A 12,721-nucleotide genomic window follows, 5' to 3' on the forward strand; every position below is an offset into this window, starting at 1 on the left:
AGGGACTGTGTTCCATGCTTAATTAAGCATTCATGGAAGTATTGAAGTTTCCGGGGATAGTTCCCAGACTTTGATATTTTATTGATGGAAAACATGATTAAGAGTGGTGAATAAGTAGATTCTGATCTGCTATTGTTTGTGTAATGGGTGATGTAAATGCAAATCCAGTTAAGCAGGATAATTTATTTTGGGATACTATTGTGCTTCTTGATGATGACTCCCGGCATAGTTTCAGCTGAATCCGTAGGCGTATATGATAATGAAGGTACCTGGGCTTTATGGAATACCATTAATGGTTCTGCAGACATTGTGGGGTTCGGCTGGGAAGGCACTGAACCGATAACAGGTGATTGGGATGCTGATGGGGTTACTGAGCTAGGCATCTACAACACTGCAGGAAATAATTTCCTGGTCCAGACTGATCCAGGTTTTAATCTCATAGGCCTCGGATGGCCGGGCGCTACGCCAGTTGCAGGTGACTGGAATGGTGATGGTGCTGAGGAGGTAGGAGTATACGACAATGAAGGCACTTGGGCTCTATGGAATACCAGTACTGGTTCGGCAGACATTGTAGGGTTCGGCTGGGAAGGCACTGAACCGATAACAGGTGATTGGAATGGTGATGGAGTAACTGATCTCGGCATCTACAACACTCAAGGTAATAATTTCCATATCCTGAATGATCCGGAAGTTGATGTCATTGGGTTAGGGTGGCCTGATGTTACTCCTGTGGTCGGGGATTGGAATGGCGATGGTAAAGATGAAGTGGGTGTGTATGATAACAAAGGTACCTGGGCTTTATGGAATACCATTAATGGTTCTGCAGATATTGTGGGATTTGGCTGGGAAGGCACTGAACCGATAGTAGGAGATTGGGACCTAGATGGGTCTACCGAGTTGGCTATATATAATATCGAAGGTAACAATTTCATTCTCCAGAACAATTCCGGATTTGATGTCTTGGGACTTGGGTGGAACGGTGTGACTCACGTTGTTGGAGTCTGGAATGCTGACCATGCGTGGATCGGAAGTGTTGCTCATTATTCAAAGCTACTGGACAATGATTATGATGAGATTTCCGTGGCTATGAATGAGGCTGATTATAATTCTTTATCCATGACCGGACAAAGAATTATAGACGACACTCAGAAAGCACTGGAGGATAACAGCAGATATTCTGTATCTCCCATGTTCCAAGAAGCACAGTCAGAGTGGGTGCTCTGTCTTACTGACCTGAGCTATGTGGGACAATACACAATACTGATCGCAAACGACCTTAAAGCTGGTATTGATGATCCTCAAAATACTGAAAAGTGGTTATCTTATTCAAATTCCTCTATCTATCATATGAATAGAGCAGTCGAGTTAGTTAACAATGCAAAGATGGAATAAGGGATATTATGCACTATATCCCAATTCCTTAGCTTTATCATAACATACTTGTGCTTCATCGGTCCTGCCAAGCCTATCAAGTATGGTGCCTTTGTTATACCACGCATATGCAAACTGAGGATCAAGTTCTATAGCTTTATCCAGTGCTTCGATGGCTTCTTCGTATCTACCCAGACTATTAAGGGCTCCAGCCTTGGTATGCCATGCATTTGCATCTTCGGGATCGATCTCTGTGGTTTTATTGTATGCTTGTAATGCTTCTTCATATCGGCCCAGATAAGAATATGCAATGCCTTTATTATACCATGCATATACGTTCAGTGGATCAATTCCTGTGGCTTTATCATATGCTCCCAGTGCTTCTTCAGCTCTGCCTGCAACAAAAAGGTCAACACCTTTATTATTCCATTCAGTCGAGTTAAGTGGTCCTTCAGAAAAAACCTCTTCTGTTCCCGAGGTTGCGTTCTCAATGGGTTTTTCGGTACATCCGGCAATGAATATCGCAATAATTACCAGAATCAGAACCATGCCTCTTTTAATCCGCACAATTTTTATCTCCTATTTATGTTTAAAATACGCTTTCAATTAAAATAAAAACATCTTCTCTTTCCGATGGACTCGGCGGGATTCGAACCCGCGGCCTTTACGTTGCGAACGTAACGATCTTCCCCTGATCTACGAGCCCGAAATGCAAAAAAAAAAAATAAAAAAAGAGGTCTTAGACTGGTCTGCCCACTTCTGTGACCTGTACGCTTTCGACACCAGGAACAGCAGCAAAGGCTGATTCTACCTGTTCTGTGCCGCCTTCGATGTCTCCTACCATTATGACCATGACAAGGGCCTTCAGACCAAAAGCAACGGGTTCGATCCTCGAACCAAAGAACTTTGCTCCTTCGGGGAGCACGGCTTCAAGTTTGTTCTTAAGTTCGTTGAGATCGGTTTCCACACTTTCCGGCATTACCCTAATAGTTGCTGCTACATCACCCATTGTTACACCTCATGGACCTACAAAACCGCATTTTGGGCAGGTGTAAGGGTTGCTCTGCTGCCTGCAGCTCATGCATCTTCCTATCTCTGCACCGCAGACGGGGCATGGGAACCGGGCAAAACCACGTTCCTCTAAGTTAACACCGCATGAAGTACAGTTTGTGACCTTGTTTACCATTCGATTTCTCCTTCAGTATTTATAATAGAGATAATACACTAAGTTCATCAGAGATGATTTGTGTACATAATCAGTATACGATTTAAATATTCCCCTTGATAAGAGTGCCTCTTACAGCTTTCTGCTCAAGAGCGGCAAGCACTCTTTCAGGGTACTTACCATTGACGACCATGCAATCTCTTCCATCCTTTATAAGCAATTCCGGTAACATCCTGTCCACACAGCTTTCATCCATTTTTTGCAGTTCTGCCGCACCTACGACTGTCTCAATCTTCCCGTTAATAAGCACTCCGTCCACATCAGTAACTTTGACCATTCCGGCTTTCAGTATCGATGCCACCCATGCAGCAATGCAGTCAGATGTCACATCCCAGGAATGTGGCAAAGGATCCCATTTTCGTAGTAGCCTGTAAGGCATGAGGATCGAAATTCCCGGAACCAGTTTTTCCAGATCTTCTGTGGTACCTATCCCACTTTTGTCGGCAAGGTAATATGCATATTGTTCCATTCCAAGGATAGCCATCCAGTGAGCTGCTTCATTACTAATGCCTTTATTTTTATGGATGTCTCTTACAGCATCTGCAAAAACGCCACCTCCGGGAACTACCAGCACCGTGGAGGCAGTTTTCCTCCTATTCTCCAGATGCTTCTGCAAATAAATGAGAAGTTCAGGAGCAGTTTCCATAAGACTTCCACCTACTTTAATAACGGTACAACTTCTTGCAATGATGCTCATATTGTTCTCTTGTTATCGGAGTTATGTATTTGTTTTTACCATCCAGGCCGCAGCATAGGCAGGAAATACGTTGGATATATCTTTTCCCCACTTGTCAGCCACAGAAATGCATTCCATTCCAAGTCTTCCCGCGGCTTCAATGATCATGAATTCCCCAATGCCTGCAGCAACGATCCTGCGTATACCATGTTTCACAGATACTGTGGATATCGCCTCAGCAAGTAAATTTATCTGCTTTTCCTTAACCTGACGTGCAATTTCCATTATTTCTTTCTCTGATATCTCTTCCAGATCCGCACACACAAGCCTTGCGAGTCTTCTCATGGTTTCAAGCCTGCTTTTTCCAGCCCCATCTGCAGTCGTACAGGTATATGTTTCCGGCATGATATCTCCAAGCAGCAAATAAACATCACCGGTTGTAGTGAAGAGTTCCGAGGAGACCCTGCAAGTTCCCTGTTTCATTTTCACCTTTTCCATAAGGGTAGCAACATTGGTACGTAATGTGCCCATATAGGCCAGTTCACTTGCAAGCAGTCTCTTAAAATCGGTAGTTGATGCCACATGATTTGCATTAACTATGGGGATTATATCACTTGTAGTACTTCCCACATCCACGAAGATGCAATCACCTATTTCCTCACCGATCAATCGTGAAGATGCTGCCCAGTTTGCAGCTGCAAGACCTCTCAGGTCATCATAATTCTTATGGATATTTCCGTTAGTGCCAATATAATATACATCACATGCAAATGCATCTTCCACTGCTTTCATTATGAATTTCAGTCCATGTAATTTATCCTCAAAGCAATCGGCAAGTTCGCCTGTTATCACCACTCCAACCTTATCGGGCTTGAGCCTTTTTGATATATCCTTTAGTGTTTGGGGAAGAGTAGTATCTTTCCACAGTGGCAGGTAGTGAAGTTCTATTATAGTTCCATCAGATGTGGCTATTTTTGTATTTGCCCCTCCTATGTCAATACCAAGGTATCTCATTTGAAATCCTCCTTGGTAAAGGAACATTCTGCAGCTATTCCCACAGACCCGGGTAATCCTCCCAGTCTGTTCTTCAGCAGCAGATCAGCTATTTCAACATCCATCACCTTACATATCCCATAGATCGAAGTGGTCGGTCTGGGATTAACATCTACTACGTAAGGCGTTCCATCATATACTATGTCCACTCCGGTGTAGCCCCTGCATCCTAATATCTTCGAAGCTGCCACAGCTGTTCTGAACAGTTCTTCTTTGTACGGCGGTGAAAAACACACTGTATTTCCTTTATATTCAACACGAAGTCCGGCTGGATCCTTAATATCCATAAATTCTATCAGCTGCTTGTTAGCGCATAATGGTAATGTTCTCTCTCCTGCTATGAGGCTCACACTCAGGTGTTCTCCTTTTATGAATTCTGTTGCAATGGACCCCGGGGGTACTTCAGTGTTTGTAGTAAGATATGTATCTTCCGAGGCACATCCGAATCTGGGTTTTACAACACATTTAATGCCAAATGTGTCTTCAAGGATGCGAGGAGCAGCTATATTGTTCCGCAGAAGCTCTTTGGTGCACTTTACTTTATCTGCACACAAATCAATTGCTTCAGGTGTGGAACCGAGGTTAAGTGTATTATCCTCTATACACGAAGTAAGTTCAGCCAGGATCTCATCTGGTCCTATTACAAGTCCAGCATCGCTTTTTTTGGCTTCTTCTTCTATGATCTTCCTGAAATTTTCTTCATTTGCGATAATGGCATTTCCTTCAGGTAATAGAGGGCCAGAGGTCAGATATGTGACTTTATGTCCAAGCCTTGCGAAACTACTGACAAGGGTTTTGAGCATTGATCTGCCTTCAAGAAGGAAAGTACCATCCATGCCTGTACCCATTGCATATTCTGCAAGTAATATCTTCATGAAGAATGCAAATTGTTTTATCAGATATATTACTAACGAGCAGGAAAGAACAATAGTATAATTATTCAATAATCAATAAATACTATCATTCACATCTTGGCTATCCAAGGGATGAATATGGGAATATTATCTGAAAATCCATTCGCACAGGCCATAGCAATATCCACTTCCATGGCACTGTTCATGATAGGTGTTGCCATGGGAATCATGACAATGCTCAGTACAAAGTCCACGCCTCTTCCTTTTGCGGTGATGTTGCTGATATTTGCTGTCATATTCATTGCAGCTTCTGTGTTTTTTGAGGATCGGGGTGCTGATCATGCGGGTTCACTTATAGGTGGGGGTATAGCTGCTTTTGCCGTGACCTTCGCTGTGACAGCCTTTTTTACAGGTCTGTCTTTCGTTTTCCAGGGTGGTATAGAGGGCATAGGCTGGGAAAGAATGGTATCAGCTCTGGCTATATGTATGATCGCAAGCATGCTCATAATAAAGGCTGTGAAGCATAAGATGCACGGACAATATCTCTAACTCCTGCATTTTTCTTTTTTTAGATGTTCATCACCAAAAAGTATTTATAGAACATCAAACAATCATGAGCATTGCAGACACATGACCTTACACTGATTGAAGAGGAATGTAAAGATGGATGAAGGTTTGGGAAATACTAAAGAAATACCATCCAAGAACAGTGATAATGATGTGACGGATGATGTGTCAGTCACAAATGGCGCGCCATCTTTGGAGGAGCAACTTTGTATGAAGGACGAAGAGATCGCACAGTTGAAGGACAGGCTCTTACGTCTGACCGCAGAGTTCGATAACTTCAGGAAACGCACAGCAAGGGAGAAAGAAGAGTTCCGCAAATTTGCTTCAGAAGAACTTCTTCTTGAACTTATCGAAGTTTATGATAACTTCGAGCGTGCCCTGGAATCAGCAAAGAACACAGATGATGTCAGCTCTGTTGTGAAGGGTGTGGAAATGGTCTTCAAGCAATTCGTTTCCATCCTGGAGAAGGAAGGTCTCCACAAAATGGAGTGCATAGGTGCAGAATTCGATCCCCATGAACATGAGGCGATGATGCATGTGGAACATCCTGATCACGACGATAATACCATTATAGATGTGTGCAAATCGGGATTCTATCTTCATTCCAGAGTGCTCAGACCTGCTGCTGTGACCGTATCAAAACTTCCTGAAGGATCAGTAGCAGATAAGGATAAAGATTGTAGCTAAAACTGCATCTGATACGTGACGACTATACGAACAAAGTCATAAAACTATAATTACAACATAACTATCTTATAAGGACCTGAGAGGTAATAATATGGCAAAGATATTGGGTATTGACCTTGGAACTACAAATTCCTGTATGGCTGTTATCGAAGGTGGAGAGCCAACCGTCATCCCGAATGCAGAAGGAGGCAGGACAACACCTTCTGTAGTAGGCTTTTCCAAGAAGGGTGAGAAACTTGTGGGACAGGTTGCCAAGAGGCAGATGATCACAAACGCAGATAATACTGTCTATTCCATAAAAAGGCACATGGGAGAGGCAGGATATAAGGTAGCCCTCAGCGGAAAGGATTATACTCCGCAGGAAATATCTGCTATGATCCTGCGTAAAATGAAGGAAGATGCCGAGGCATATCTGGGAGAGACCATCATACAGGCTGTAATCACAGTTCCCGCTTATTTCAATGATGCACAGAGGCAGGCTACTAAAGACGCAGGTGCCATTGCAGGTCTGGAAGTAATGAGGATCATCAATGAACCTACTGCAGCAGCCCTTGCCTATGGTCTTGATAAAGAGGCTGAAGACCACAAGATCCTTATCTACGACCTTGGAGGTGGTACATTTGATGTATCTATCCTGGAGCTTGGAGGAGGGGTATTTGAGGTACTTTCAACCAGCGGAGATACTCACCTTGGTGGTGATGACTTTGACCAGAGGATAGTAGATTATCTTGTTGAACAGTTCAAGAAAAATGAAGGTATCGATCTATCCAAGGACAGAGCAGCATTGCAGCGTCTGAGGGATGCAGCTGAAAAGGCAAAGATCGAGCTTTCCGGCATACCTTCCACCAACGTCAACCTACCATTTATCACTGCAGATGCTAATGGGCAGCCAAAGCATATTGATATCGATCTTACAAGGGCACAGTTCGAGAAGATGACCGCTGATCTGCTTGATAAGACCCTGGTGTCTGTCAATCAGGCAATGAAGGATGCAAAGCTCACAGCAAAGGACATCGACAGAGTGCTTCTTGTAGGAGGTTCCACAAGGATGCCGGCAGTCACTGAGCTTATCAAAAAGGTAACCGGTAAGGATCCATACAAGAACATCAACCCGGATGAGGCTGTTGCAGTGGGTGCAGCAATTCAGGGCGGTGTCCTTGGGGGAGAGGTCCATGATGTGCTCCTGCTTGATGTCACACCACTGACACTTGGTATAGAAACCCTGGGCGGTGTTGCAACTCCGCTCATCGAGCGTAACACTACCATTCCTGTGAGGAAGAGCCAGGTATTCTCCACGGCTGCCGACAGCCAGCCATCCGTAGAGATCCATGTGTTGCAGGGTGAGAGGGGTATTGCTTCTGCCAATAAGACTCTGGGACGCTTCATCTTGGATGGCATTCCACCGGCTCCACGGGGAATTCCACAGATAGAGGTCACCTTTGACATAGATGCAAATGGTATCCTCCATGTAAGGGCAAAGGATCTGGGCACTGGCAAGGAGCAATCCATATCCATCCAGAAGCCAGGTGGTCTGTCAGATGATGAGATCAACAAGATGGTAAAGGATGCAGAACTCCATGCTGAGGAGGACCACAAGCGGAAGGAGGAAGTGGAGGTAAAGAACACTGCTGAGTCTCTGGTGAACGCGGCTGAAAAGACCCTCAAGGAAGCGGGTGATTCTGTAACCGCAGACCAGAGATCAAAAGTCGAAAGTGCCATCTCTGATCTGAAAGATGCTCTTCAGAAAGATGATATTGAAACCATCAAGTCTAGGACCGAAGCTCTTCAGACCGCCATCTATGATGTGTCAGCTGCTATGTATCAGAAAGCACAGCAAGAAGCTGCATCCGGAGCAGGGGCCTCTGCAAAGTCGGGTTCCGGCGATGATACAGTCGAAGATGCTGACTATGAAATAGTTGATGACGGTAAGAATTAAACAGTTTCAGGCATAAAGGTACGTTCTATCCGAACGTACCTTATTTATTTTATACTGACATACAGGGTCTTTCATGTCCACTACACGTGATTATTATGAGATCCTTGGGGTTTCCAAGGAGTCTACTGAAGCCGAAATAAAAAAGGCATACAGGAAGCTTGCGATGCAATACCATCCGGACAAAAATAAGGCTTCGGATGCCGAGGAGAAGTTCAAGGAGATCTCAGAAGCATATGCTGTACTCTCTGATGAAGAAAAGAGAGCCCAGTATGATAAGTTTGGTCACGCCGGTATAGATGGGCGCTATTCCCAGGAAGACATTTTCCGTGGTGCTGATTTCAGAGGCTTTGAGGATCTGGGTGATATCCTCTCCAGCATCTTCGGAGGCGGCTTCGGAGGATTCGGAGGCGATATCTTCGGTGGTGGAAGAAGCAGGCGCAATGCTCCTATGAGAGGATCTGATCTGCGCTATGATCTTTCCATATCCCTGGAAGAAGCAGCCAATGGTGTGGAAACTACGATCAATGTCCCACGGGCCGAAAATTGTGAGACCTGTGGGGGAACCGGCGCGAAGGCCGGTACAAATCCTACTACCTGTCCTACATGCCACGGCACTGGGCAGATCACCAGCGCACGCAATACTCCCTTTGGGCGTTTCATGAGCACAACCGTCTGTAATACATGCCATGGTAATGGCCAGATAATAGAGGACCCATGTCCCGCATGCAAAGGCACGGGTAAGATCAAGAAAGTAAAGAAACTTTCTGTAAAGCTGCCAAAAGGAGCCGATAACGGCCTGCGGCTCAAGATCCGGGGGGAAGGTGAAGCAGGAAGCCCGGGAGCACCATCAGGAGACCTCTATGTCATGGTACATGTGCAACCTCATAAGACCTTCGAGCGTATGGGAGATGATATACTCTACGAACTGCCGATCTCATTTGTACAGGCGGCTTTGGGTGATGAGGTACCTGTGCCTACGCTCTATGGGAATGTGAAAATGACTATTAAACCTGGGACACAGACACATTCTGTTCTGAGGCTCAAAGGCAAAGGCATGCCTCATTTACATGGAAGCGGTGAAGGTGACCAGCTTGTAAAGGTCATCGTGCAAACACCTAAGAACCTTAATTCAGAACAGAAGGATTTACTCAGGAAGTTCGATGAACTGGACAAAAAGGGTGGCAAAAATAAACATTCAGGCATATTTGATAAAATGAAAGATGCTTTCACCTCATAGTCAGGACAATTGTTTAAATTCATAACTATTTTTTTTCTGTTTTTTTCAACAATGTTTAAAGCCAATATCGGCATAAATGCCTATCCTCCAGATGTACGCTTTTATATATATGTTGAAATATTTATCTGAAGGGATTTCATGAAAGCTATTATCATAGGTGCAGGGGAAGTAGGCTATCATATAGCAAAATCGCTGTATGCCACTAATGATGTAATAGTCATAGAACAGGATGAAGAAGCCTGTAAGCGGGTTGATGAGCTGGATGTCCAGGTCATTCAGGGCAATGGCGCGAATGTATCTATATTGTCCAAGTTTATCAAAGGGACTGACATCCTGATGGCTGTCACTGGTTCCGATGAGGTCAATATCGTAGCATGCATGGCTTCCAAGCTCATTGCAGGAGATAAAAGTAAACTTAAGACGTTGGCAAGGGTAAGCAATCCCGATTACATTGATAAGCCAATAGCTAAGCGTGTTAGTATAGGGATCGATGTGATGATATGTCCTGAGCTTGCTATGGCTTCTGAAGTTGCACAGATACTTGCAATACCGTCTGCCATTGATGCTGAATCATTTGCAGAAGGCAAAGTGGAAATGATGGAGCTGGTGGTTTCCAAAGGAAGCTATTTTGCCAATAAGATGATGAAAGACCTTCATCTTACTGATTGCTGTATAATAAGTGCAATTTTCCGGAAAGATGATGTAATTATTCCTCATGGCGAGGATTCTATCCTGGAGAACGATCACATAGTAGTGATAGGTCAGCCTTCTGCAATGAAAGACATACGGGGACTTCTGGGAGAGGTCGTTGGCAGACGCAGTAAGGTTATGATCATAGGTGGTGGCATAGTTGGTTTTTATCTTGCGAAGCTCATTGGTAAAAGTGAGGCAGATATTAAGATAATAGAATCACGCAAGACCCGTTGTGAAGAGATCGCAGACGAACTTTCCGGGGTTCTTGTATTAAATGGTGACGGAACAGATATCAACCTGCTGAAGGATGAGGGTATCAATGAGATGGATGTGGTCGTTTCCGTTACGGATAGTGATGAAAAGAACCTCTTATGCTCCCTTATAGCTAAAAAACTGGGAGTTAAGAAAGTTATTGCCAGGTCGGATAGGTCTGATTACATCTCTCTGTTTGAAATGGTCGGTGTGGACAGTGCGGTAAGTCCCAGGGGAGCAACTGTCAACGAGGTGCTTAAACTGACCATGGGAACAGGCATTGAGGCCATCACTACCATCGAAGGGCAAAAAGCTGAGATCATCGAATATACTGCTTCAGGCAAGTCAAAAATAGTGGGCAAACCATTACGTGATGTGAAATTCCCTGCAGGTGCGATCGTAAGCATGATCGTTCATAATGGCAGGACAATAGTTCCCCGTGGCAGTCAGGTGATCCAGGAAAATGACAGAGTAGTGGTATTCTCTCTTCCTTCTTCCATAGAGGCAGTGGAAAAACTTTTCAAGTGATGTGGGTGGTCCATGAACTCAAAGGTCATACTGAACGTATTGGGAACTCTCCTGCGTTTCCTGGGACTTATGATGATAGTTCCTTTGATTTTGGCTTTTTATTATCATGAATCTCCTGTTCCTTTTCTTGTAGGCATAGGCTTAACAGAGATCGCGGGTATATATCTCTGGTCACGCTACAAGTCAGATGATGACTGGAAGCTCAGGGAAGCTTTTGCTATTGTGGCTCTCAGCTGGTTAACAGCTATGTTTTTCGGTGCCATCCCATTCATTGTCGAAGGTATATCTCCCCTTAACGCTTTTTTTGAAACCATGTCTGGTTTTACTACCACTGGTGCAAGTATCCTTGACGACATAGAAAGCCATTCACGCAGTATTCTTTTCTGGCGGAGTTTTATCCAGTGGATAGGTGGAATGGGTATCATTGTCTTGTTCGTTGCGATTCTTCCTAAATTAGCTATTGCAGGCAGGCAGCTTATCCGTGCTGAAGCTCCCGGTCCTACTGAGGACAAGATAAAACCCAGGATAAGAGATACAGCTAAGATCCTCTGGATGGTATATGTGGTGCTATCGGCCTTACAGATCGCTGCATTACATCAGGCTGGCATGTCAACCTATGATGCTGTTACACATACGTTCACCACGATGGCGACTGGAGGCTTTTCTCCTTATGGTCTGGGTATTGCGGCTTTTGATAGTCCTTTAATAGAAGCTATAATCACAGTTTTTATGTTCATAGCAGGAGCAAACTTTGCCTTGCTGTACAGAACACTATATACTGATCACAAAATTATATTAAAGGATGAAGAATTCAAGTTCTATACAGCTGTGGTTTTATTGGCAAGTGCTATGCTCATTCTTGCATTGAGGTATGGCACAGGTGCAGATCCCCTTACCTGTCTGCGTTATTCAGTGTTCCAGGTAGTATCTCTCCTTACAACCACGGGTTTTGCCAGTACGGATTTCAATTTGTGGCCCGATTCTTCAAGGATAGTGCTGTTACTTGTAATGTTCATCGGAGGATGTGCCGGATCAACAGCGGGTGGTCCAAAAGCAATAAGGGTGTTGTTGTTACTGAAATATGCCAGATGGGAACTCTTCAAGTCCATTCATCCAAAAGCAGTAAAGCCTATAAAATTCAATGGAAAGACCGTTACAGAAAACATAATGCAGGAGATCATATCCTTTGTGGTGATCTATTTCCTTATATTCCTGGCCAGTACATTCTTTATTACTCTTATGGGTGTGGATATTCTAACTTCCCTCACTGCATCCATAACTACTTTGGGTAACATCGGTCCGGGATTCAATCTTGTTGGACCGATGGGCAGTTTTTCCGCAATGCCAGCCCTGGCAAAAGTCATACTTATAGCTAATATGTGGATAGGCAGACTTGAAGTATTTACAGTGGTGGTATTGTTCACCCCTGAGTTCTGGAAAAAGTAATATGTAAAAAGGATCCAGTGCATATGTATCATGCACTGGTATTTTTTATGACCTTTGGTTACATGTCAAGTTCATTTTTCACAACATTCTTGAACAACACTCTCAAGTCCCACAAAAGCTTTTTATTTGCCTTGAAAAGAGCATACAGCAAATCGATAAGGCTCATCTTGTTGAAGTTCACACCCTTTAAGGAATG

The 12,721-nt window shown here is 44.1% G+C and carries 13 protein-coding genes, 1 tRNA gene and 1 pseudogene; 7 read left to right on the plus strand and 8 right to left on the minus strand.

Features of this window, described 5'->3' with window-relative positions; genetic code table 11:
* Positions 1-156: 156 nt before the first annotated feature.
* The gene (locus tag AB7U21_RS06665) at positions 157-1,392 is read left to right on the plus strand and encodes an FG-GAP repeat domain-containing protein (protein ID WP_428387856.1); all 1,236 of its coding nucleotides are present in this window, start codon (positions 157-159) and stop codon (positions 1,390-1,392) included.
* Positions 1,393-1,398: 6 nt separating this feature from the next.
* Here AB7U21_RS06665 and AB7U21_RS06670 read toward each other — a convergent pair whose 3' ends face one another.
* The 7 genes from AB7U21_RS06670 to AB7U21_RS06700 form a co-directional block, all read right to left on the minus strand.
* Entirely contained in the window at positions 1,399-1,920 is a 522-nt protein-coding gene (locus AB7U21_RS06670) for a tetratricopeptide repeat protein (protein WP_333787016.1), read from the minus strand.
* Between the two features lie 85 nt (positions 1,921-2,005).
* Positions 2,006-2,077: transfer RNA gene (locus AB7U21_RS06675), tRNA-Ala, on the minus strand.
* Between the two features lie 33 nt (positions 2,078-2,110).
* Positions 2,111-2,380 carry an elongation factor 1-beta gene (locus AB7U21_RS06680; protein ID WP_333787017.1) on the minus strand — a complete coding sequence of 90 codons (270 nt, stop codon included), beginning with the start codon at positions 2,378-2,380 and terminating at the stop codon, positions 2,111-2,113.
* Between the two features lie 9 nt (positions 2,381-2,389).
* Positions 2,390-2,557 (minus strand): HVO_2753 family zinc finger protein, encoded by a 168-nt coding sequence (locus AB7U21_RS06685; RefSeq protein WP_292351897.1) that lies wholly within the window; start codon positions 2,555-2,557, stop codon positions 2,390-2,392.
* An 82-nt stretch (positions 2,558-2,639) separates the two neighbouring features.
* Complete coding sequence (locus AB7U21_RS06690; protein ID WP_333787018.1) at positions 2,640-3,293, minus strand: amino acid kinase; 654 nt, start codon at positions 3,291-3,293, stop codon at positions 2,640-2,642.
* 21 nt (positions 3,294-3,314) lie between these two features.
* The gene (locus tag AB7U21_RS06695; protein WP_333787019.1) at positions 3,315-4,286 is read right to left on the minus strand and encodes a hydantoinase/oxoprolinase family protein; all 972 of its coding nucleotides are present in this window, start codon (positions 4,284-4,286) and stop codon (positions 3,315-3,317) included.
* Complete coding sequence (locus AB7U21_RS06700; protein WP_333787020.1) at positions 4,283-5,200, minus strand: ATP-grasp domain-containing protein; 918 nt, start codon at positions 5,198-5,200, stop codon at positions 4,283-4,285. The genes AB7U21_RS06695 and AB7U21_RS06700 overlap by 4 nt, the downstream gene beginning before the upstream one ends.
* Positions 5,201-5,317: 117 nt before the next feature.
* Between AB7U21_RS06700 and AB7U21_RS06705 the strand changes: the two genes are divergently transcribed.
* The 6 genes from AB7U21_RS06705 to AB7U21_RS06730 all read left to right on the plus strand — a co-directional run bounded on the left by AB7U21_RS06705 (position 5,318) and on the right by AB7U21_RS06730 (position 12,525).
* Positions 5,318-5,728 (plus strand): heat-shock protein, encoded by a 411-nt coding sequence (locus AB7U21_RS06705; RefSeq protein ID WP_333787021.1) that lies wholly within the window; start codon positions 5,318-5,320, stop codon positions 5,726-5,728.
* Between the two features lie 114 nt (positions 5,729-5,842).
* Positions 5,843-6,433, plus strand: coding sequence for a nucleotide exchange factor GrpE (gene grpE, locus AB7U21_RS06710; protein WP_333787022.1), 591 nt, complete (start codon positions 5,843-5,845; stop codon positions 6,431-6,433).
* A gap of 91 nt (positions 6,434-6,524) precedes the next feature.
* On the plus strand, positions 6,525-8,369 hold the full coding sequence (dnaK, locus tag AB7U21_RS06715; protein WP_428387861.1) for a molecular chaperone DnaK: 1,845 nt from the start codon (positions 6,525-6,527) through the stop codon (positions 8,367-8,369).
* Positions 8,370-8,442: 73 nt separating this feature from the next.
* Positions 8,443-9,606 carry a molecular chaperone DnaJ gene (gene dnaJ / locus AB7U21_RS06720; RefSeq protein WP_428387863.1) on the plus strand — a complete coding sequence of 388 codons (1,164 nt, stop codon included), beginning with the start codon at positions 8,443-8,445 and terminating at the stop codon, positions 9,604-9,606.
* A gap of 138 nt (positions 9,607-9,744) precedes the next feature.
* Positions 9,745-11,079 carry a Trk system potassium transporter TrkA gene (gene trkA, locus AB7U21_RS06725; RefSeq protein ID WP_333787025.1) on the plus strand — a complete coding sequence of 445 codons (1,335 nt, stop codon included), beginning with the start codon at positions 9,745-9,747 and terminating at the stop codon, positions 11,077-11,079.
* Positions 11,080-11,091: 12 nt separating this feature from the next.
* A complete protein-coding gene (locus tag AB7U21_RS06730) occupies positions 11,092-12,525 on the plus strand; it encodes a TrkH family potassium uptake protein (protein WP_333787026.1) in 1,434 nt (477 codons plus the stop codon).
* A gap of 58 nt (positions 12,526-12,583) precedes the next feature.
* Here AB7U21_RS06730 and AB7U21_RS06735 read toward each other — a convergent pair.
* Positions 12,584-12,721 (minus strand): annotated as a pseudogene (locus tag AB7U21_RS06735) (NAD(P)/FAD-dependent oxidoreductase); the annotation flags it as partial.

This window comes from Methanomethylovorans sp., from assembly GCF_050177135.1.
GTDB lineage: Archaea > Halobacteriota > Methanosarcinia > Methanosarcinales > Methanosarcinaceae > Methanomethylovorans.